Genomic DNA, 19,936 nt, shown 5'->3' on the forward strand with positions numbered 1-19,936 from the left:
CGGTGCGCTGGAGCCACGTCGAGGCCTCGCGGGTGCACCCCCTTCGCGACGCCTCGCGGATGCTCCTCGACCTGGTTCTCCTCCGCATCCGCCGCCTCTGATCCCTGCACCGCGGCTCCTGGATGAAGCCGGAGTTGAAACGGTGGGGCCCCGGAGGTAGCATCCGCTGACGGAAGGACACCGGCCCCGGCGGGAGGCCGGCTTGATGACGGCCGCGGGTCAGCCCGCGGCCGGGTACAGGGAGGGGCATCGCCCATGACCTCTGAACAGCGCACGCCCACCGATCCTGGGCGGCTGGCTCCCGGCGTTCGCCGGCGACGCCTCGCCGCCGCGGGGGGCGCGGCCATCATCGCCGGAGGCGTGACCGGGGGCATCGTGCTCTCCACCCGGGGGCCCGAGCTCCAGGCGGTGCACTACAGCGCCGTGGTGCCCGCGGTGCCGAGCCTGCCGGGTACCGGGCAGACCGTCCAGGCGGTCCCGGTGGTGCCCCTCGCCCCGGCGCCGGCACTGCCGCCGCCGCTGGCGGCCCAGAGCCTGCAGTCCCGGCAGTCCGGGCAGCCGGCCCAGCCCGCCGGCCCACCGGCACCGGCGGTCGCCGCCGCCGCCGTGCCCGCCGCACCGCCGGTGGTGGTGCCGGCTCCGCCCCCCGTGGCCGCCGCGCCCCCGCCCGCTCCGGCCGCGCCCAAGCCCGCTCCGCCGCCCGCGGCGGAGAAGAAGTCCAAGCCGAAGCCGCCGCCGGCGACCACCGCGCCGCCACCCGCGGCCCCGCAGCCGGCGGCCCAGCAGCCCGCGACCGCGCAGCAGGCGGCCTGGCGCCAGTGGTGGCAGCAGGCTCTGGCGCAGAGTGCCGCGCGGCAGCAGCAGCAGGCGTCCTGGCAGCAGCCCGGGTGGCAGCGGGCCGCCGCGCAGCCGAACCAGCAGCAGACCGGCCAGTGGGGCTCACAGACCGGCCAGCAGGGAGCCGGCTGGACCGGTCGGGGTGGAACCACCGCGAGCCGGATGACCACCTCATCGCCCAACGGAAACGGATGGGGGGCCGGTGGCCGGTGGGGCGCCGCCGCCGCCGGGTCCCCGTGGTGGACCTCCTGGGGGGGCGGCTGAGCTCACCGGACCAGAGGCGCCCGCCGGTTCGCCGGTGGGCGCCTTTTTTTGTGTGCTAGCAGGGTGGGGCCGCGGTGGCGTCCGGCACCGGGGCGTCGGCAGCCGGGCGCGGCCCCGCCTCCATCACCACCGCCCCGGCGGCGGCGTCGTGGCAGAGGCTGCGCCAGCCCACCTCCCCGAGGGCGGCGACCTCCCGCGAGCCCTGGGGCAGCACCGCGTGGGTCACGCCGTCCTCGGCCAGCACCCGCAGCCAGTCCGCCCTCAGCTGGTGCACGTCGAGATAGCGCTGCTGGGCGGCGGCCCCGATCGCCGCGGGCGGGCCGTAGACGCCGACCACGCGCCCGGCGGGAAGGCGGCCGGCGAGGTATCCGCCCCACTCGACGCTGCTGTACAGCCGGGCGCCGGGAAGGTGGCCGGCGATGTAGCCGGCGGCGGCGACCGGCTGGGCGGCGGCCTCGACCGCGGTGGTCCGCGCCGCAGTGAGCCGGGGCGCGACCGTGATCGCGGCGGCGGCGCCGGCGAGCAGCAGCGCGGCCGCGGGCAGCAGGCGGGGACGCGGCGGGAGCTGTCGGGTCACCACCCCGCCATGGCCCAGGGTGCGGCGGAGGATGGGCCCGTACCGGGCGGCGGCGAGGGTGGCGGAGGCGGCCACCTGGGGCAGGACCACGACCGCGAAACCGGCGGCGGTGCCCTGGGCGAGGAGGGTGGCGCCGAGGGCGGCGAGGCCGAGCACGGCGTCGACCGGGTCGAGCCTGCCCGCCACCGCCCAGAGCACGACCATCCCGACCGCCTCGAGCTCGAACAGCCGCATCGGCCAGGTGTGGAACCCGGGCGACTGCCAGCCGGCGATCCCCAGGCCGGCGCCGGCGAGGTTCTCGGAGAGCGACCCGTAGAGGTGGACGCCCGCGGGGGTCGCGAGGGTCGCGGCCAGGCCGAGCAGCAGTGCCGCCGCCAGGGGCCCGAGCCGCGCCGAGGTCTCCGAGCCGGGGACGAGGCGGCGGTGCACCGCCACGGTGAGGCCGCCGAGGGTGACCAGGCCGAGCCCGGCGACGAAGCCGGCGTCGAGGTTGGCCCAGAGCAGCATCAGCGGCGGCAGCAGCCAGATCGCGCGGGTCGAGCCGTCGCGCCAGCGGGTCAGCAGCAGCAGGCACAGGGCGAGGCCGAGGACGCCGATGGTCTGGGTGCGCACCCCCAGCAGGGGTGCGGCCACCACCGCGCCGAGCAGCGCGGCGCCGGCGAGCGCGATCCCGGGGGCGTGGGCCCGGCGGGGCACGGCGAGCGCCGCCACCAGCAGGGCGCCCGAGCCCACCAGGCCGATCACGAGCATCGCCGTCCCCGCTCCGCCCAGCGCCCACAGGCGCGAGAGCAGCACGTCGGAGAGCCAGCCCTGCGCCACCCAGGGATGGGCGGCGGCGTGGTAGCTGAAGGGCTCGGTGGCGGGGAGGCCGTGGGCGGTGATCAGCCGGCCGAGGGCGAGCCGCCAGTAGGCGTCGGCGTCGGCGAGGCTGCGGACGGTGAGCACCAGGCTGAGCAGGATCGCCGCCGCCAGCCACCAGCCGCCGGTGGCCCAGGCGCGGCCCGGCCGGAGATCGCCCGGGGCGGCGGTGGGCGCCGCGCTGCGGGGACGGGTCAGCATCGCGGGTGCCATCAGCCGGCCTTCGCCTCCGCGCTCGGGTGGTCGGGCGAGCAGACGCTCGAGGATGCGACCGCAGGCTGCGCGGGCAGGCGGCCGGCGAGATCGCGGCCGGCGGCGGTCGCGGCCACGAAGGCGTCGCTCAGCGAATCGCGGTAGACGAGCATCCAGCGCGGGCTGGCGAGCAGCGCGTGGTCGAGGGCGGTGCCGCGGTCGAAGAGCACCAGGTCGGTGCCCGAGTCGCGGAGGGTCTGCTCCCACCCCGGCGCCACCGACTCGACGCTGCCGGCGGCGAGCACCAGGCTGTCGCCCATCAGCGCGGCGTCACCGAAGATGAACACCCGGTCGCCGCGCTGGCTGAGCCGCGAGGCGAGGTAGCCGCCCTCGCCGTACTGGTTGAAGATCCGCAGGCCGGCGGGGGCGGTGTCCAGCCAGCGCACCGCGCAGACCGGGAACATCTTCGCGTAGTAGCCGGAGTCCTCACGGGTGGTGGCGGCGGCGGCCAGCCGGGTGGCGCCGAGCAGGCCGAGCAGCATCAGTACCGGCAGCGAGGTGAGCAGCATCAGCCGCGGCGGGGGCGAGGTCCAGCGCCGCCCGCTGCGGCCGCGCCCGCTCCACCATCCCAGCAGCCGGGTGCGGGTCATCTCCACCTGCTGGATCCACAGCGGGGTGGCGGCGGCGATGAAGAGGGCGATGTGCCGCACCGACTGCATCGACAGCGCCACGGTGGCGAGGACGAGCACCGCGTCGCGGGGGGTGAGGCGGCGGTTCACCGCCACCATCGCGGCGAGGCTGAGGAGCATCAGGCCGAAGGGCAGCAGCTCGGTCATGTGGAAGTCGGGGGACTGCCACTCCAGGATCAGGGCCTGCTGGGCGGCGGAGCCCTGGGTCTGGAAGGGGTAGAGATAGATGCCCGGGCCGTTGGGGTTGATCACCACCACCGCCAGGCAGGCGGCGGTCACCCAGGCAAGCTCCTTCACCCGGGCCCCGGGGGCCGCCCCGGGCACACCCAGGCGGCCGGCCACGCCCTCGGCGACGATGATCAGCACGATGAACGCGGCGCCGATGATGAAGCCGGAGTGGAGGTTGCTCCACACCAGGAAGAGTGGCACCAGCATCCAGATCGCGCGTCCCCCGCGGTGGAGGTGGCGCTCGACGAGGAACAGGACGAAGCAGGTCAGGGCGAAGGTGATCATCTGCGCCCGCGGCCCCCAGATCGGGTAGCCGGCGACCACGGCGAGGAGGAGGCCGAGGGCCACGGTGGCGCTGTGGGGCCGGGCCAGCCGGGCGCGCTGCACCACGCAGAGCAGCCCCAGCCAGGTGACCGCGCTGAGCACCAGCACGATCAGGGCGAGGCCGCCGGCGGCGTGGAGGACGGCGAAGAGCACCTCGGTGAGCCACTCGTGCATCACCCAGGCGTGCCCGGTGGCGGTGTAGGTGAACGGGTCGGTGCCGAGCAGCGCATGGCGGTCGAGGATGAGCTGGCCGGTGCGCAGGTGCCACCAGAAGTCCGGGTCGCGGACCGGGCCGATCACCGGCAGGGTCGCGATCAGCAGGACGGCGGCGAGCAGGAGCCCACCGGGTGTGCCCAGCGCCCTCGCCCGCCGGCTCGGCGCCCGCCCGGTGTCGCTACCAGACAAACGGGATCAGCGCGTGGGTGCGCTTCTGGTATGCGGTGTACTCCGGGAGGGTCTCGAGCAGCAGCCGCTCCTCGAACCGGGCCCGGGTTCCCTGGAGGATGACGAAGAAGACCAGGGCGACCACCGGGGTCACGTAGGGGGCGGCGAGGACCAGCGAGAGGGCGGCGGCGATCTCCGAGAGGTAGAGGGGGTGACGTACGATCCGGTACGGTCCGCCGGTCACCACCTTTCGCGCCTCGGGGATGATGCTCAGGTTCCGGCGCAGATAGCCGAGGCCCAGGCACGCGAACGCGAAGGCGGCGATGGAGAGCAGGCTCGCGAAGAGGATCAGCGCGTCCGGGGGGGTGAAGAGCAGACTGTGCAGGGGGACGACCGCGCCGATCACCAGCTGCATGCAGGTTCCGCCGAAGGCCGCCGCGCGCGCCACCGCGCGCCCGTCGGTCCTGACCGGCATCGGCCGGGTGAGGTACAGCGCGACCGGGATGCAGCAGAAGAGCAGGTAGAGGAGGCGGGGCAGGACCTGGAGGACACCGCTCGCCTGCGAGAGGCGCCCGACCTGCAACCAGCCCATCTCCGCGAAGAGGACGGCGGGCACGGCCCGGCCGAAGGTGAGGAAGCGAATCCACTTCCAGTAGAGCGGATGCCGCACCCGCACGTGGAGGGGGAGGCGGAGCACGGTGTCCACCGTGACCGGGGCAATCTGAGTCGCGGCGACAGCCATGCGCTAGAGTGTATGAGCAGCGTCGCTCGCGCCCCTCGGCGCGTCATGCCCTTGTGACCCTGCTTCGACGAGCATGAAGGTCTCCCCTGCGATCGCCGCGCATGCCGACGAGCCGGTCGGCCCCTCGCCGCTGGGCAACGCCCGCTACCTCATCGGACAGCTGATCGCCGATCTGGGTGCGGTGGCCGCCCACTGCGAGCGTGGCCTTGCGGAGGCTCAGCAGCACCGCGTCCAGCTGCGCGAGCGCCTCGAGGAGGCCGCGGTGATCCGCCGCCACGTGCTCAACAACATCACCCGCCTCGAGATCGACGACATCGAGAGCGCCTTCCGCTTCGCCGCCGACCAGCGCGCCGAGCTCGCCGTCGTCGAGGAGCGGCTCGCCCAGCTCGGCTCCCGGCTGACCAGCGTCAATCACCGGCTCGAGGAGCTGCGCGGCGTGCTCGGCACCCTCGACCAGCTCGCCGACGTCGAGGTGAGCACCCCCGCCGACGACGGGGCCGCCCGGTTCCGCAGCGCCTCCCGCCAGGTCTTCCAGATCATCGAGGAGGAGCGGATGCGCATCGCCCGGGACATGCACGACGGTCCCGCGCAGATGCTCGCCAACCTGGTCCTCCAGGCGGAGGTGCTCGAGCGGCTGCTGGTGCGCGACCCCGGCCTGGTGGTCCGCGAGCTCGCCGACTTCAAGAACGGGGTCCGCGACGCCCTCGAGGAGACCCGGCGCCTGATCTTCGACCTGCGGCCGATGACCCTCGACGACCTCGGTCTGGTGCCGACCCTGCGCAAGTTCGTCCGCGAGTTCGGCGAGAAGACGGCGATCACCGCCCGGTTCCACGTGGTCGGCGAGGAGCGCCGCCTGCCCTCCAACTACGAGGGGGTGCTCTTCCGGATCATCCAGGAGGCGCTCACCAACGTGCGCAAGCACGCCCGCGCGCGCACCGTCGAGGTCACCCTCACCCTGCAGCCGCGCCGGGTGGTCGCCATCGTCAAGGACGACGGCGAGGGCTTCGACGTCGCCGCCACCGAGGCCCGCCTGGGCCGCACCCGGAACCTCGGCCTCATCTCCATGCGCGAGCGCGCCGACCTGGAGAAGGGGCACATGGAGATCCGCTCCCAGCTGGGCCGGGGCACCGAGGCGAAGGTCACCTTCCCCCTGTAGCGGGGGCTCAGCCCACCCGGTGCATCCGGGCGTGGCGCTCCTCCGGGTCGCAGATCGTGGGGTGGGCCTCGCAGGTCGGGCACTCGGGCTGGAGGGTGGCGTGCTCGATGGCGAACTCGCTGCAGAGCGCCTTCTCGACCACCTGCAGGATGCCGGTCACCTCGGTGAGCGGCCGGTCGCCGACGCTGACGTGGGCGCTGAGCATGCGGTGATGCCGGTCGAGCGACCAGATGTGGAGGTCGTGGATGCCCTCCACCCCGGGGGCGGCGAGCATCACCCGGCGCACCTCGGCGATGTCGAGGTCGCGCGGGGTGCCCTCGGAGAGGATGTGGACGGCCTCGTGGAGCACCGAGACCGCGGCCACGGCGATCAGCGCGGCGATGCCCAGTGACACCGCCGGGTCGGCGAGCCGCCAGCCGGTGGTGAGGAGGAGGACGCCGGCCGCCACCACCCCCGCCGAGGCGAGGGCGTCGCCGGCCACGTGGAGCGCGGCGCTGCGGACGCTCAGCTCGTTGCCGGCGCCGAGCAGGTAGGCGCCGAGCGCCCCGTTGGCGAGCAGGGCCAGGGCGCCGACCGCGACCACGGGCAGGCCGGAGATCGCGGTGGGGTGCTGGAGGCGGCCGATCGCGGCCCCGGCGAGCAGGGCGGCGACGGCGGCGAGGGCGAGCCCGTTGAGGGTGGCCACGAGGATGCCGGTGCGGTGGAAGCCGAAGCTGCGCCGCGGGGTCGGCCGCCGCCGCGCCTGCGCGGTCGCGTACCAGGCCAGCCCGAGGCTGCCGGCGTCGGTGGCGAGGTGGACGGCGTCGCCGAGCAGCGCCAGCGAGCCGGTGAGCAGGCCGGCGACCGCCTCCGCGGCGAAGAGGAGGACGACGACCGCGACCGCGACGCGCAGCCGGCCCGATGCCGGGGCGGCCGCCCCGTGGGCGTGGCCGGCGGCGCCGTGGGATCCGTGACGGTGGTCCATGCCCGAATTATCGGCGGGGCCGCCGATCCCCGCATGCAGAACGGTGAAGGGACCTGTCACCGCGTGTTACCGCAGCGATTCGGGACGACCACCGCTGTGGCAGGCAAGGCCCCAGATACTCCAATCGACCCCAGCGGGTCGATCCGGTGGTCCCCCCAACAGGGACCGTGAACCCTTCACAGGAGGCCTACCCACGTGCTGAGCAGCCTTTACCTTCGTCTCCAGGAGCTCGTCGCGAGCGCAAAGACCAAGGTCACCGAGCGCGAGGAGGGTCAGGGCATGGTTGAGTACGCCCTCATCCTCGTCCTCATCGCCGTCGTCGTCATCGTCATCCTCCAGGTTGTCGGGAAGCAGGTCAACAACGTCTTCTCGAACATCAGCAACGGTCTCGCCCAGTAAACAGGCGCAGGTCGTAGCCGAAAGGGGGGCCGCGGATTCGCGGCTCCCCTTTCCTCTCGTCAGCGAAACCCACCGACGATGCCCGTGGCGACGGGCTCCATCGCGATGTTCGGCGCCGGCGCCCGTCCCCGGGGCAGGGCCGATGTCATAACGAGTGCCGGCGTCATGGCCTGGACCGAGGGTCCTGGCCGTCTCCGGGAAGGAGGAATCTAGCGTGGCCACCGAGGTCAAGCAGCGAAACAACAAGGTCATCGTGCTCGTCGGCGTGGTCATCGCGCTGGTCGCGTTCGGTCTCTCCCTCTATGTCTCCCACAGCGGCAGCGGAAACGCCGCCAGCAGTGGGCAGACCATCCCCGTCGCCGTCGCCAAGACGGACCTGCTCCAGGGGTCGCAGATCAGCCAGGACTCGATCAGCATCGTCCAGTACTCGGCGGCCCAGGTGCCGGTCGGTGCCAGCCCCGACGGGGCCTCGCTGGTCAACAAGTTCCTCTCCGTGGGGATCACCAAGAACACCCCGCTGACCGCCAACCTGCTGGTCGCCGACGCCAACTCCGCCAAGGCCGCGGCCCTCACCGTGCAGCCCCTCGACATCCACCCCGGCTTCGTCGCCATCGCCATTCCCACCGACGGTGGCGGCGGCACCGCCGACAAGGCCTCGCCCGAGATCGTGAGCGTGGGCGGATGGGTGCAGCCCGAGGATCACCTCGACATCGTCATCGACAGCGGCCAGGGCTCGGTCCGGTACGCGTTCCAGGACGTGCGCGTGCTCAAGGTCGGCACCCAGGCGGCGTCCGGCGGCGCCGGGGGCGCAGCCGGCGCGGCGACCGTGTTCGTGGTCGAGCTGCCCCGCGCCCAGGCCGAGGAGATGGCATTCCTCATTGCCAAGAAGACCGATCTCAACGGCGCGGCCGGCGGCCAGCACATCCTCTCCTTCGTGCTCCGTGGCACCAAGGACAAGGGTGCCGGATACCTGGACATCGCCGATCCCAACGTGCCCGCCAAGAAGGACGCGCCGGTCACGGTGCAGACCTTCAACGCCCTCTTTCCGGGCAAGTAGGAGCCAGGGGTAGCATGGGAGCCCGCGGTCACCAGTCCACGACCACGCCGACCGCGGGCTTCCCATCGCTCCCAGGGGTGAGCTGAAAAAATGATCCGCATCCTCATCGTCGACGACATCCCGACGACGCTCGACAACCTCCAGAAGCTGCTGAGCTTCGAGGACGACATCGAGGTCTGCGGCACCGCGTGTGACGGCCGCCGCGCCATCGAGGAGGCGCGCCGGCTGCAGCCGGACATCGTCCTCATGGACGTCAACATGCCGCAGCTCGACGGCATCCAGGCCACCGAGCTGCTCGCCCAGGAGGTGCCCGGCTCGCCGGTCATCATCATGTCCGTCCAGGGCGAGCGCGACTACATCCGCCGCGCCATGCAGGCCGGCGCTCGCGAGTTCCTCATCAAGCCCTTCAGCGGTGACGAGCTGATCGCTTCGATCCGCCGCGTCCACCTGCTGGAGCAGAAGAAGGGCAACTACCTCGCCAAGGCCGCGGCGACGAGCACGCCGGCCGGGGGCACCGTCACCCAGGAGGTGCGCCGCGGCGAGGTCTTCCTGGTCTTCTCGGGCAAGGGCGGCGTGGGCAAGTCGATCATCGCCTCCAACCTGGCCATCGCCCTCGGCATGGAGACGGGAGCGCGGGTCGCGCTCGTCGACCTCGACCTGCAGTTCGGCGACATCGGCGTGCTCCTCAACCTCGACCACTCGCGGAGCATCACCGACCTCGCCGACGCCGCCGCCAGCACCGACGCCGAGTTCATCCAGGACGTGCTCGCGAACGGGCCCGAGGGCGTGCAGGTCCTGCTCGCCCCGATCAGCCCCGAGCTCGCCGACCTGGTCACCGCCGATCACCTGCGCACGATCATGCAGGAGCTGCAGCGCACCTACGACTTCATCGTCGTCGACACCGCGTCGCACCTCGCCGAGCTCAACCTCGAGGCCATCGAGCTGGCCACGCGGATCATCGTGGTCACCGCGCTGAACATCCCGGCGATCAAGGACACCAAGCTCACCCTCAAGGTGCTGGAGTCGCTGAACGTCGAGCCCGACCGGATCCTGCTCGCGCTCAACCGCTCCGACGCCCACTCCGAGTTCAACAAGGAGGCGGTCGAGAACAACCTCCGCTTCCCCATCGCCCTGCAGATCCCCCACGATCCCAAGGCGGTGAGCACCTCGGTGAACCGCGGTGCGCCGTTCGTCTCCGCCAACCCCGAGGCGGAGATCAGCCGCAGCATCCGCGAGCTGGTGAGCCAGCTGGTGCCGCTCGAGCCGCAGGCCAGCTCGGTCGTCGCCGCCGGAGCCGGCGAGCGCAAGCGCTCCCGCCTCTTCGGCTTCTCGAAGAGCTGACCCGGATGTCGCTCCTCGATCGCGTCCAGCGTCAGCAGCAGGAGGCGGCCACGCCCACCCTGCCCGCCCCCGGCCCGGCCGCCAACCGGCCCGCACCCGCCGCCCCGCCGGCCCGCCCCGCGGCCCCGGCCGCGCCGCCCGTCCCCGACCCCGGCGGCGCCCGTCCCGGCTCGCCCCTGCTCGCCCGCACCGGGATGCAGCGCGCCGTGCTGGGACGTCCATCCGCGATCCAGCAGCAGTACCAGATGCTGCGCGGGCTCATCCATTCGCGCCTCGTCGAGGAGATGATCGACGCCGACAACTCGTCGCACGAGGCGGTGGTCGCCAAGCTCGGCGAGCTGGTCAGCGAGGTGGCCGCGGAGCAGTCGCTCTCGCTCACCCGCCAGGACCGGCAGCGGCTGGTCGAGGCGCTCACCAACGACGTGCTCGGCCTCGGTCCGCTCGAGAGCCTGCTCGCCGACCCGGACGTCACCGAGGTGATGGTCAACGGGCCCAAGCATGTCTTCGTCGAGCAGCGCGGCAGGATCACCCGAAGCTCGGTGACCTTCGAGAGCAACGAGCAGCTGATGCAGGTCATCGACCGCATCGTCAGCAGCATCGGGCGCCGCGTCGACGAGTCGTCGCCGATGGTCGACGCCCGGCTCAAGGACGGCTCGCGCGTCAACGTCATCATCCCGCCGCTGGCGCTCAAGGGCCCGACCCTCACCATCCGGAAGTTCTCCAAGGACCCGCTCCAGGTCGCCGACCTGGTGCGCTTCGGCACCGCCACCGAGGCCATGATGGAGTTCACCCGCGCCTGCGTCTCGGCGCGGCTCAACGTCGTGGTGAGCGGGGGCACCGGCTCCGGAAAGACGACCACCCTGAACATCCTCAGCTCCTTCATCCCCGACGACGAGCGCATCGTCACCATCGAGGACGCCGCCGAGCTGCAGCTCCGCCAGGAGCACGTGGTCACCCTCGAGACCCGCCCCGCCAACGTCGAGGGTCGCGGCTCGGTGGGCATCCGCGAGCTGGTCATCAACAGCCTCCGGATGCGCCCCGACCGCATCGTCGTCGGCGAGTGTCGCGGCGGCGAGGCCCTGGACATGCTCCAGGCGATGAACACCGGTCACGACGGCTCGCTGACCACCGTGCACGCCAACACCCCGTCCGACGTGCTCTCCCGCCTCGAGACCATGGTGCTGATGGCCGGCGCCGAGCTGCCCTCGCGGGCGATCCGCGAGCAGATCGCGTCGGCGGTCAACCTGATCGTCCACCAGATGCGGCTCCGCGACGGCAGCCGCAGGATCGTGAACATCACGGAGGTGCTGGACTTCGACGGCGATCGTGTCGAGGTCCAGGACATCTTCGTCTTCCGCCAGACCGGGGTCGACGAGGATGGGCGCGTCCTCGGCTACCTCACCCCCACCGGCGTGCTGCCGCGCTGCCTCGAGCAGCTGGCCGCGGCCGGCGAGAACATCGACCCATCCATCTTCACCCCGCTCCGCCCGGCGGTGGTGGGAGGTTCTGCATGACCGCCCTCACGCTGCCGGCGGACCTGCCCACGGTTGCCGGCTTCAACATCGGCTCCCTCCTGCTGGCGGTGATCGCCGGGATGGCGGTGATGCTGGTGGTGTTCGGACTCTCCTCCGCCAAGGGCGGCGACGTCGACGACATCACTCGCCGCCTGGAGCGCTACGCCGAGATCGGTGACCCGGTGGAGGCGCGCGAGCGCAAGCCGGTGAGCCCCCGTGAGCTCCTCGACCGCTTCACCGACTCCCTCAACACGGTGATGGCGCGCTCCGCCCGCACCGGCAAGCTCACCGAGGACCTGGCCCGTGCCGACCTCAAGCTGAAGTCGTCCGAGTGGGTGCTCGGCGTCATCGGCGCCGGCGTCCTCGTCGGGCTGCTGGCGACGCTCCGCTTCGGCACCCCGGTCGCCTTCCTGCCCTGCCCGGTGGTGGTGTGGTTCATCAGCGGCTTCGTGCTGCGCTTCCTCCAGGCGCGCCGCCGGAAGCAGTTCGACAAGCAGCTCGGCGACACCATCATCCTGCTCAGCAACGCGCTCAAGGCGGGCTTCTCGTTCGCCCAGGCGGTGTCGACGGTGACCAAGTCGGCGAGGCCGCCGATCGCCGACGAGTTCAGCCGCGCCACCCGCGAGATGGCGCTCGGTATCAGCGTCGACGACGCCCTCAACCACATGGTCAAGCGCAACGTGTCCGAGGACTTCGACCTCATGGTCACCGCGGTGCAGATCCACCGCGTGGTCGGCGGCAACCTCGCCGAGATCCTCGACACCATCGCCCACACCATCCGCGAGCGGGTCCGCATCAAGGGTGAGATCAGCAGCCTCACCGCTCAGGCCCGCGCCTCGGGATGGATCATCACCGTCCTCCCGCTCGCGCTGGCGGGGATGCTCTGTGTCATCTCGCCCGACTACTTCAACCCGATGTTCCACCAGACACTGGGGATCGTGATGCTCGCCATCGGCGGCTTCTCCATGGCGGTCGGCTTCGCGCTGATCCAGAAGATCGTGAAGATCGAGGTCTGATCCAATGTCGAGCAGCATCCTCAGCATCGCCCTCGCCCTGGCCGTCGCCTTCGGCGTCTTCCTGATCTTCCAGGGGCTCAGCCGGCCCCAGACCGACCTGCTCGAGACCCGCCTCGCGCAGTTCGGCGACCACGACCTCAGCCTCGCGGAGATGGAGCTGTCGCTTCCCTTCGGCGAGCGCTTCCTCCGCCCCATCCTCGACCGGATGGGGGGGTTCATCACCTCGCGCACACCGGCCAACCGCACCCAGGCCCTGCAGGACAAGATCAACCTCGCCGGGCGGCCGCTCAACCTCAGCCCGGGCAGCCTGCTCACCATGCAGCTGCTCTCGCTGCTGGTGATGACCGCGGCCGGGTTCGGGGTCGTCAGCCTGATGGGGCTCGAGGGCTCGCTGATGATCCTCGGCCCCGCCGGCGGCGGCGTGCTCGGCTACCTGGTGCCCTCGATCTGGCTCGACCGCAAGGTCAAGGCGCGCCAGAAGGAGATCCGGGTGGCGCTGCCGAACGCGCTCGATCTGCTCACCATCAGCGTGGAGGCCGGCCTCGGCTTCGACGCCGCCATCAGCCGGGTCACCGAGAAGTACCACAACGCCCTCGCCCTCGAGTTCACCCAGGTGCTCAACGAGGCCCGGCTCGGCCGTCCCCGGATGGAGGCGCTCGAGGAGATGGCGCGCCGCAACCGCGTCGACGAGCTCAGCAACTTCATCCAGGCGGTGGTCCAGTCCGACCAGCTCGGCGTGGGCATCGCCCAGGTGCTGCGCATCCAGTCCGAGGAGATGCGGCGCCGCCGCCGTCAGCGCGCCGAGGAGATGGGCGCGAAGGCACCCCTCAAGATGCTCTTCCCGATGGTGGGCTGCATCTTTCCCGCCCTGTTCATCGTGCTCCTCGGTCCCGCCGTGATCCAGGTCTACCTGCAGTTCTCGACGACGGGTCACTAGGGGTTCCCGGATTCGCCGCCCCCGGGGTCGGGGTGGCCGGCGTCGCGCCGCCGCGCCTCGAGCTGCTCCGCCTCGAGGCGCCGGCGCGACCGCGGGCGGCCCAGCGAGCGGGGGCCACGCGGCCGCCAGCCGAGCAGCCCGCGGTGCGGCAGCCCCTCGGGCACGCGCCCCGAGAGCTCCTGGTAGGCGGCGGTGTCACCGCAGATCCGGGCGGCGGCGAGCACCACGTGCTCCCGTCCCAGGTGGGGATGACGGCGCAGCGCCGCCTCGTGGTCGGCGAGGGCGAGCAGGTCGTCGACGCTCAGCGACGGGGGGATCCGCACCGCGAGGTCCGGCTGCTCCAGGGTGTCGAGCAGCTGCGCCGGCGACGATGCGCCGCGCACCGCGGAGTCGAGAGTCGCGGCGTGGGGACGCATCGACACACAGCGTACCGGTGCGTCGTCGGCCGCGCGCGCTCACGGAGGTCGTCGTCGGACCCGGCGCGCGGGGCGGAATCACCTCAGCCGGACCGCGGTCGCCCGCCAGGCGTGCACGGTGCCGTCGAGGATGTTGACCACGAGGGTGGCCGGTTCCACGCTCTCCAGCTCCCAGCCTCCGGAGAGCGATGCCTCGAGCTCGTCACGGCGCACCCGCCGCGGGCCCCACACCCCGGGCTCGGCGTCACTGAACACGAGCAGGTGGTAGCGGCCACCGAGGACCAGAACCCGGCGGATCGACTCGACGAACCGGGCTCGCTCGGCGTCGTCGAAGACGTGGAAGACGCCGCTGTCGACCACGGTGTCGAACCCGGAGCCGAGGAACCCCAGGTCGAGGGCGTCGCCGACCTCGAAGCGCACCCCGGCGAGGCCGCGCTCGGCCGCCTTCCGCCGGGCGATGGCGATCGCCCGCGGCGAGGCGTCGACGCCGGTGGCCTCGAGCCCGCGGGAGGCGGCGAGCAGGGTGAGCTCGCCGGTGCCGCAGCCGGCGTCGAGCACCCGGCCGGTGACCCGCCCACCGTCGACCAGCTCGGCCAGCGCCGGCTGGGGGCGGCCGATCTCCCAGGGCGGGGTGCCGGTGTACGCCGCGTCGAAGCCCTGGGTCCCCAGCCGCGGCTCGAGCTCCATCCCGTCGGTCACCGGCGGATTGTGACAGCAACGAGCGGCCGACCCGGTCTCGGGTGTGCGCTGACGGTGGTTGTCGTGTAGGGTTCGGTGGCCGACCCCCGTGTCGCCGCGCAGCTCCACCACAGCAGAACCACCCGTGCCCCACCTCCGCCGTCCCACGCGCGCGCAGACCCTCACCGTGGCCGTCCTCGCCGTGCTCGCCGCGGTGACCCCCGCGGTGGTCACGGCCGTGCACCATCGCGATGCCGCCGCGGTGCGCACCGCCGCCCTGGCCCCGCTGCCGCCGGCGCCGTCGCCGGCGCTCGCCCAGGCGCCGCCGCCCGCCACCGCCGCGCCGGTCGCCTCCGCGGCCGCGCCCCCGCCGGCACCGCCGCCTCCCACCTCGCGGCCGGCGGCCGGGCGGCTCACCATGGCCGGCTGCCCGCCGCCCCCGGCGCCGCCGCCGCCGTACGTGCCGCCCTGGCACCCCGCGGTGCTGGTGCCCGACGCCGCCCTGCCCGCCCCGGCGCCTGCCGACACCCCCGCGGCACTGCTCGCCGCGCTGAGCGGCAAGGGAATGTGGGTGTGGCAGTACCGGCGCACCGAGGGGGGCGCACCCCAGGCGATCGTCGACCGTGCCGCGGCGGCGGGGCTGCGCCAGATCTGGGTGCGGGTCGCCGACTCGCAGGACGGCTTCTACGGCGCCGACGAGCTCGCCCAGCTGGTGCCGCGGGCCCACGTGCGAGGGCTGTCGGTGATCGCATGGGGCTTCCCCCACCTCTACGACCCGGTCGCCGACGCCGCCTGGTCGAAGGCGATCCTCGACTGGCGGGGGCCGGCGGGCGACCGTGTCGACGGCTTCTCCGCGGATATCGAGACCGCCTCCGAGGGGGTCGCGCTCTCGGCCCGGCGCGCCGCCGTCTACCTCAGCCTGGTGCGGCAGGCCCGGGCCGGCCGTCCCCTGGTCGCCACCGTGTACCCGCCCACCGACCACTGGATGAGCGCCTACCCGTTCTCGGCGATGGCGCCGTACATCGATGCCTTCGCGCCGATGATCTACTGGGAGTGCCGCGACCCCGGCGCCGCCGCCGCCGAGGCGATCAGCCGCCTCGCCCGGCTGCGCCCCGTGCACCTCATCGGCCAGGCCTTCAGCTTCGGTGACGTCGCCGGGCGGGTCGACCTGCCCAGCGCCGCCGAGCTGGAGCGGTTCATGGCGGTGGGGCGCAGCGCGGGCGCGGTGGGCGCGTCGTTCTGGGTGTGGCAGAGCATGGGCGCGGAGGAGTGGGCCGAGCTCGCCGCCTTCCCCTGGCTGCGCTGACCGGTCAGTCCTCCAGCGCGTGCACCCGGACGCTCGGGACCGGCGTCAATGGTCATCCTGACGAGATCTTGCGGAAGTCCCAGCTCACCTCACGGTCGGGGACCAGCCGCAGCCACGCGTGCCTCCCGTCGTGGGGGATGCCGTCGCCGCCGCCGTGGTACTTGGCCGCCATCAGCCGCTCGGGCTCCTCGAGCTCGGGGAGGGGGAGGCCGGTGCGCGGCACCTCGCCGACCACCTCCACGCGGCCGCCCAGCTCGACGCCGCGGAGCTCGGCGTAGTCGACCCCGGCGTCGACCACCACCGCGGCGGCGGGGTTGGCGCGCAGATCGGCGTAGCGGCGGCTGCGGGTCAGCGAGGAGATCCAGATCGCGTGGCCGTCCCACACGAACCACAGCGGGCTGACGTGGGGGAGGCCGGAGGCGCCGACGGTGGCGAGGCGGCAGGTCCGCTCGGCGGCGAGGAAGGCGTCGCGCTCCTCCGGGGTCATGGCGATGCGCCGGCCGCGGCGCTGGGGGACGGTGCCCATGTCGCGAATGATGATTGCCTGGGGGCCGCCGATGCCCGACGATATGGGGCCTGCGCCCCCACCTCCCTCCCTCCGCAGCTCGACGCCGGCTCACGGCGCTGGCAGTGGCGGCGACGGTCGCCGCCCTGAGCCTCGCCGTGCCCGCGGCCACGCCCACGGCCGCGGCGCCCGCCGTGCCCGTCCCCGGCAGCCTGCCGGCGCGGGTGGCCGGCGCCGTCGACCTGGGGGCGGTGGCCGCCGGTGCCCCGGTGGAGCTCACCCTGGCGCTGCCGCTCCGCGACCGCGCCGCCCTCGAGGCCCGGGCGGGCGCGCTCATGGCCGGCCGCCCGGGGGCCGCCGAGCTGACCCCGGAGCAGGTCGCCGCCGCCCACGCCCCCGACCCGGCAGCGGTCGCCACGGTGGCGGTCTGGGCCCGGAGCGCGGGCCTGGAGGTGACGTCGGTGTCGGCGGACCGGACCCTGGTGGGGATCCGCGGCGCGGCCTCACGGGTGGGCGGCGCCCTCGGGGTGGGGCTGCACCGGTACCGCGCGGGCGACCTCGTGTACCGCTCCGCCGACGGGCCGGTGCGGCTGCCCGAAGCCCTCGCCGGGCGGGTCGAGGCGGTGCTCGGCCTCTCCGACCTGGGCAGCCACAAGGGCATGGCCCCGGCCCGTCCGGCGGCCGGCGTCAGCCCGACCCAGCCGGCCCGGGGGCCCGCCGACTTCTGGTCCTTCTACCACGCCCCGGCGGGCGACCGCGGCGAGGGGCAGACCATCGCGGTGATCGCAGCCGGCGACCTCGCCACCCCCGAGCGTGACCTCGTCGCCTTCGAGCGGACCTACGGCCTGCCCCGGGTGCCCTGGACCACGGTGACGACCGGCGCGGCCGCCGGCGGCGACACCCTCAACGACGTCGAGTGGGACCTGGACACCCAGTACGCCACCGCCTTCGCACCGGCGGTGGCCTCGCTGCTGGTCTACGACGCCCCCAGCCTGAGCGACGCCGACACCGTCGCCGCCCTGACCCGGTGGCTCACCGACGATCGCGCCCGCCAGGCCAGCTTCTCGGCGGGCGAGTGCGAGGACGTGGCGGTGCGCACCGGCTTCCAGCGGGCCACCGACAGCGTGCTGCTGCGCGCCGCCGCCGAGGGCAAGACCCTCTTCGCCCCCAGCGGCGACACCGGCTCCTTCTGCCCCAAGCTCGTCGATCTGCGCGACATCGGCCAGGCGACCCGGCCGCAGGCGACCTACCCCGGCTCGAGCCCGTACGCGGTGAGCGTGGGCGGGACCACCCTGGCGGAGGGCCCCGGCGCGCTCCGGGAGACCGCCTGGCGCGACGGCGGCGGCGGCATCGCCAGCACCGAGGACCAGCCTCCCCACCAGGCCGGCGCCGGCGGCAGCCTGGTGTCGGGCCATCGCGGCACCCCCGACGTCAGCCTCGACGCCGACCCCGACACCGGGTACTCGGTCATCGAGCACGGCAGAACGGTGATCGTCGGCGGCACCAGCGCGGGGGCCCCGGCCTGGCTGGGGATCTGGGCACGCGCCCAGGCGGCCCACGGCGGCAGGCTGGGCTTCGCCGCGCCGCTGCTCTACCGCCTGCCCGCGGGCGCCTTCCACGACGTCGTCGCCGGCTTCCAGGGGCTGTGGCCCGCGACCCCCGGCTGGGACTACACCACCGGCCGCGGCACCCCGGACATCGCCGTGCTCATCGCCGCACTCGGGTAGGGTTGTCGCATGTCCGAGCAGATCACCACCGTCACCCTCCACGTCGACCCCTGCTGCCCCTGGGCGTGGCTCACCTCGCGCTGGCTGGCCGAGGTCGAGCGCGTCCGCCCGGTCCGGGTCGTCACCCGCCTCATCGACCTCGCCGAGGCCAACCGCGGCAGGGAGGAGGGCCGCCAGCGCGACTCCCACGAGGCCGGCGAGCGCGCCTCCCGGGTGCTGGTCCAGGCCCGCCGCGAGGGCGGCGACCAGGCCGTCGCCCGCCTCTACACCGAGATCGGCGAGGCCTATCAGGAGCGCGCCGAGCCGCTCGCCGACCCTGCCGTCCTGCGCGCCTGCGCCAGCGCCGCCGGTCTCGACCCAGGACTGGTCGACCGCGCCCTCGACGACCCCGGGACCCTGGACGAGCTCCTCGCCGAGCACCGCGCCGCGGCCGAGCAGGGCGCCTTCGGCGCGCCGACCCTGACCCTCGAGGGCGCCGCCCCGATCTTCGGACCGGTGGTCGACGTGCGGGTCACCGGCGAGCTCGCCGGCGAGCTCTGGGACCACACCGCCTGGATGGTCCGGCACGGCAACTTCTTCGAGCTGAAGCGGGAGCGGGCGGGCAAGGCGAGGGTGGGGCGCTACGCCGCCGCCACCAGCGCGTCGTAGGCGGACGGGTCGCCGCCGCCCGGCGGCTGGTCACCGACGACGGCCGCGAGGTCGCGGCGCACGTCGACGAGGCCGCGAGCTTCCTGAGCCGCGGTCTCGGGCTGATGTTCCGCCGCGACCTCCCCGCCGGCCACGGCCTCGCCATCACCCCCTGCAACTCGATCCACATGTTCTTCATGCGCTTCTCCCTCGACGTCGCGTTCCTCGACCGCGACGGCCGGGTGGTGCGGGCCTACCACGGCATCCGTCCCTGGCGGATGAGCCGGCTGGTCCGCGGCGCGCGCACCGCCGTCGAGCTCCCCGCCGGGACTCTGAGCGCCGCCGGCGTGGAGAAGGGCACGGTGCTGCGGCTGGTCTGAGGCGCTCTGTGGTATCGTCACCACAAAATAACAGGCATGACGAACACGCCCCTCCGCTCCGCGGCGTCGCTTCTCGCCCGGCTCGTCGACACGGTCGCGCCGCGGCGGTGCGCGGGGTGCGACATCCGATCGGCCGAGATCCTCTGCGAGGTCTGCGTCGAGGTGGCACTGGCACTCCCTCCACCGGCGCCGCGGCCCACACCGTACGGGGTGTGCCGGGCGGCGCTGCCGTGGCGGCCGCCGGCGCGGGGCGCGGTGCACGCGGCCAAGTACCGCGGCTGCGGGCGGGCGATGCACGTCCTCGCCGCTGTCGCCGCCGAGAAGCTGGCGCCCGCACTGCTCGGAGGGCCCGCTCCGGAGGCGGTGGTGGCGGTGCCGCTCGGGTCGCGCCGGCGGAGGCTGCGCGGCTACAACCAGGCCGAGGTCGCGGCCGCCGCGCTGTGCGCCGCCTGCCGGCTGCCGCCGCCCCGCCGGGGGCTGCGGCGGGTGCGCGAGACCTTGCCGCAGGTGGGGCTGGGGGTGGACGAGCGGCGGCGCAACCTGGGCGCCGCCTTCGGCTGGGAGGGGCCACGGCTCGACGGCGGCACGGTGTGGCTGATCGACGACGTGGTCACGACCGGAAGCACCCTTGCGGCGGCTGCGTACGCACTGCAACAGGCCGGTGCGGGTCGTATCGAAGCCGTCGCGGTGGCCTCCTGCGACCGGCGCGGCGGCTGAGAATCCGCACCAACGAGGGTGCTGGGGAATCAACCGCATGGCGCTCCCTCTGCGCCGAGGTGTCCCGCACGCGCCCTCACCGGTCGACTGCAGGAGCGTGC

Annotated in this window: 20 protein-coding genes; 13 read left to right on the plus strand and 7 right to left on the minus strand. The window is 73.7% G+C overall.

Annotation, left to right across the window (positions count from 1 at the left end; translation table 11 throughout):
• Window positions 1-255: 255 nt before the first annotated feature.
• Window positions 256-1,101 carry a hypothetical protein gene (locus VGL20_13435; GenBank protein ID HEY2704680.1) on the plus strand — a complete coding sequence of 282 codons (846 nt, stop codon included), beginning with the start codon at window positions 256-258 and terminating at the stop codon, window positions 1,099-1,101.
• Between the two features lie 55 nt (window positions 1,102-1,156).
• Here the strand turns inward: VGL20_13435 and VGL20_13440 are convergent, their stop codons facing one another.
• The 3 genes from VGL20_13440 to VGL20_13450 are packed head-to-tail and all read right to left on the minus strand — an operon-like array spanning window position 1,157 to window position 5,095.
• Window positions 1,157-2,749 (minus strand): hypothetical protein, encoded by a 1,593-nt coding sequence (locus tag VGL20_13440; GenBank protein ID HEY2704681.1) that lies wholly within the window; start codon window positions 2,747-2,749, stop codon window positions 1,157-1,159.
• On the minus strand, window positions 2,749-4,374 hold the full coding sequence (locus tag VGL20_13445) for a hypothetical protein (protein ID HEY2704682.1): 1,626 nt from the start codon (window positions 4,372-4,374) through the stop codon (window positions 2,749-2,751). Before VGL20_13445 ends, VGL20_13440 begins: the two co-directional genes overlap by 1 nt.
• Window positions 4,364-5,095, minus strand: a complete 732-nt coding sequence (locus VGL20_13450) for an isoprenylcysteine carboxylmethyltransferase family protein (protein ID HEY2704683.1) — start codon at window positions 5,093-5,095, stop codon at window positions 4,364-4,366. The genes VGL20_13445 and VGL20_13450 overlap by 11 nt, the downstream gene beginning before the upstream one ends.
• A 73-nt stretch (window positions 5,096-5,168) precedes the next feature.
• Here VGL20_13450 and VGL20_13455 point away from each other — a divergent pair, with 73 nt between their 5' ends.
• Window positions 5,169-6,251, plus strand: a complete 1,083-nt coding sequence (locus VGL20_13455) for a sensor histidine kinase (GenBank protein ID HEY2704684.1) — start codon at window positions 5,169-5,171, stop codon at window positions 6,249-6,251.
• 7 nt (window positions 6,252-6,258) lie between these two features.
• On the opposite strand, the gene VGL20_13460 is transcribed toward VGL20_13455, so the two are convergent.
• Complete coding sequence (locus tag VGL20_13460) at window positions 6,259-7,215, minus strand: cation diffusion facilitator family transporter (GenBank protein HEY2704685.1); 957 nt, start codon at window positions 7,213-7,215, stop codon at window positions 6,259-6,261.
• 195 nt (window positions 7,216-7,410) lie between these two features.
• On the opposite strand from VGL20_13460, the gene VGL20_13465 reads away from it, so the two are divergent.
• The 6 genes from VGL20_13465 (at window position 7,411) to VGL20_13490 (ending at window position 13,479) form a co-directional block, all read left to right on the plus strand.
• Complete coding sequence (locus VGL20_13465) at window positions 7,411-7,614, plus strand: Flp family type IVb pilin (GenBank protein HEY2704686.1); 204 nt, start codon at window positions 7,411-7,413, stop codon at window positions 7,612-7,614.
• A gap of 214 nt (window positions 7,615-7,828) precedes the next feature.
• On the plus strand, window positions 7,829-8,671 hold the full coding sequence (locus tag VGL20_13470) for an SAF domain-containing protein (GenBank protein HEY2704687.1): 843 nt from the start codon (window positions 7,829-7,831) through the stop codon (window positions 8,669-8,671).
• 90 nt (window positions 8,672-8,761) lie between these two features.
• Complete coding sequence (locus VGL20_13475; protein ID HEY2704688.1) at window positions 8,762-10,012, plus strand: response regulator; 1,251 nt, start codon at window positions 8,762-8,764, stop codon at window positions 10,010-10,012.
• A gap of 5 nt (window positions 10,013-10,017) precedes the next feature.
• The gene (locus VGL20_13480; protein ID HEY2704689.1) at window positions 10,018-11,526 is read left to right on the plus strand and encodes a CpaF family protein; all 1,509 of its coding nucleotides are present in this window, start codon (window positions 10,018-10,020) and stop codon (window positions 11,524-11,526) included.
• On the plus strand, window positions 11,523-12,542 hold the full coding sequence (locus tag VGL20_13485; GenBank protein HEY2704690.1) for a type II secretion system F family protein: 1,020 nt from the start codon (window positions 11,523-11,525) through the stop codon (window positions 12,540-12,542). The genes VGL20_13480 and VGL20_13485 overlap by 4 nt, the downstream gene beginning before the upstream one ends.
• A 4-nt stretch (window positions 12,543-12,546) precedes the next feature.
• Window positions 12,547-13,479 carry a type II secretion system F family protein gene (locus VGL20_13490; protein HEY2704691.1) on the plus strand — a complete coding sequence of 311 codons (933 nt, stop codon included), beginning with the start codon at window positions 12,547-12,549 and terminating at the stop codon, window positions 13,477-13,479.
• Here the strand turns inward: VGL20_13490 and VGL20_13495 are convergent.
• Both VGL20_13495 and VGL20_13500 read right to left on the minus strand, forming a co-directional pair.
• The gene (locus VGL20_13495; GenBank protein ID HEY2704692.1) at window positions 13,476-13,895 is read right to left on the minus strand and encodes a hypothetical protein; all 420 of its coding nucleotides are present in this window, start codon (window positions 13,893-13,895) and stop codon (window positions 13,476-13,478) included. The two genes, VGL20_13490 and VGL20_13495, sit on opposite strands and share 4 nt — an antisense overlap.
• A gap of 78 nt (window positions 13,896-13,973) precedes the next feature.
• Window positions 13,974-14,594 (minus strand): class I SAM-dependent methyltransferase, encoded by a 621-nt coding sequence (locus tag VGL20_13500; GenBank protein ID HEY2704693.1) that lies wholly within the window; start codon window positions 14,592-14,594, stop codon window positions 13,974-13,976.
• A 124-nt stretch (window positions 14,595-14,718) separates the two neighbouring features.
• On the opposite strand from VGL20_13500, the gene VGL20_13505 reads away from it, so the two are divergent.
• Window positions 14,719-15,879 (plus strand): hypothetical protein, encoded by a 1,161-nt coding sequence (locus tag VGL20_13505; protein HEY2704694.1) that lies wholly within the window; start codon window positions 14,719-14,721, stop codon window positions 15,877-15,879.
• A 52-nt stretch (window positions 15,880-15,931) separates the two neighbouring features.
• Here the strand turns inward: VGL20_13505 and VGL20_13510 are convergent, their stop codons facing one another.
• Entirely contained in the window at window positions 15,932-16,405 is a 474-nt protein-coding gene (locus tag VGL20_13510) for a pyridoxamine 5'-phosphate oxidase family protein (protein HEY2704695.1), read from the minus strand.
• Window positions 16,406-16,509: 104 nt separating this feature from the next.
• Between VGL20_13510 and VGL20_13515 the strand changes: the two genes are divergently transcribed.
• From VGL20_13515 to VGL20_13530, 4 genes are read left to right on the plus strand one after another with little or no spacing between them, the layout of a single operon-like run.
• Window positions 16,510-18,111, plus strand: coding sequence for a S53 family peptidase (locus tag VGL20_13515; protein ID HEY2704696.1), 1,602 nt, complete (start codon window positions 16,510-16,512; stop codon window positions 18,109-18,111).
• 9 nt (window positions 18,112-18,120) lie between these two features.
• The gene (locus VGL20_13520) at window positions 18,121-18,759 is read left to right on the plus strand and encodes a DsbA family protein (protein ID HEY2704697.1); all 639 of its coding nucleotides are present in this window, start codon (window positions 18,121-18,123) and stop codon (window positions 18,757-18,759) included.
• 26 nt (window positions 18,760-18,785) lie between these two features.
• Window positions 18,786-19,118, plus strand: coding sequence for a DUF192 domain-containing protein (locus VGL20_13525; protein HEY2704698.1), 333 nt, complete (start codon window positions 18,786-18,788; stop codon window positions 19,116-19,118).
• A 36-nt stretch (window positions 19,119-19,154) separates the two neighbouring features.
• Complete coding sequence (locus VGL20_13530; protein HEY2704699.1) at window positions 19,155-19,835, plus strand: ComF family protein; 681 nt, start codon at window positions 19,155-19,157, stop codon at window positions 19,833-19,835.
• Window positions 19,836-19,936 lie beyond the last annotated feature (101 nt).

It is taken from the genome of Candidatus Dormiibacterota bacterium, from assembly GCA_036495095.1.
In the GTDB taxonomy this organism is placed as follows: Bacteria; Chloroflexota; Dormibacteria; order Aeolococcales; family Aeolococcaceae; genus CF-96.

Coding starts and splice junctions, on each gene's coding strand:
- VGL20_13510 (HEY2704695.1), bottom strand. CDS start 16,405: ATGGGCACCGTCCCCCAGCGCCGCGGCCGGCGCATCGCCATGACCCCG.
- VGL20_13480 (HEY2704689.1), top strand. CDS start 10,018: ATGTCGCTCCTCGATCGCGTCCAGCGTCAGCAGCAGGAGGCGGCCACG.
- VGL20_13490 (HEY2704691.1), top strand. CDS start 12,547: ATGTCGAGCAGCATCCTCAGCATCGCCCTCGCCCTGGCCGTCGCCTTC.
- VGL20_13455 (HEY2704684.1), top strand. CDS start 5,169: ATGAAGGTCTCCCCTGCGATCGCCGCGCATGCCGACGAGCCGGTCGGC.
- VGL20_13475 (HEY2704688.1), top strand. CDS start 8,762: ATGATCCGCATCCTCATCGTCGACGACATCCCGACGACGCTCGACAAC.
- VGL20_13460 (HEY2704685.1), bottom strand. CDS start 7,215: ATGGACCACCGTCACGGATCCCACGGCGCCGCCGGCCACGCCCACGGG.
- VGL20_13435 (HEY2704680.1), top strand. CDS start 256: ATGACCTCTGAACAGCGCACGCCCACCGATCCTGGGCGGCTGGCTCCC.
- VGL20_13440 (HEY2704681.1), bottom strand. CDS start 2,749: ATGGCACCCGCGATGCTGACCCGTCCCCGCAGCGCGGCGCCCACCGCC.
- VGL20_13495 (HEY2704692.1), bottom strand. CDS start 13,895: ATGCGTCCCCACGCCGCGACTCTCGACTCCGCGGTGCGCGGCGCATCG.
- VGL20_13485 (HEY2704690.1), top strand. CDS start 11,523: ATGACCGCCCTCACGCTGCCGGCGGACCTGCCCACGGTTGCCGGCTTC.
- VGL20_13520 (HEY2704697.1), top strand. CDS start 18,121: ATGTCCGAGCAGATCACCACCGTCACCCTCCACGTCGACCCCTGCTGC.
- VGL20_13530 (HEY2704699.1), top strand. CDS start 19,155: ATGACGAACACGCCCCTCCGCTCCGCGGCGTCGCTTCTCGCCCGGCTC.
- VGL20_13450 (HEY2704683.1), bottom strand. CDS start 5,095: ATGGCTGTCGCCGCGACTCAGATTGCCCCGGTCACGGTGGACACCGTG.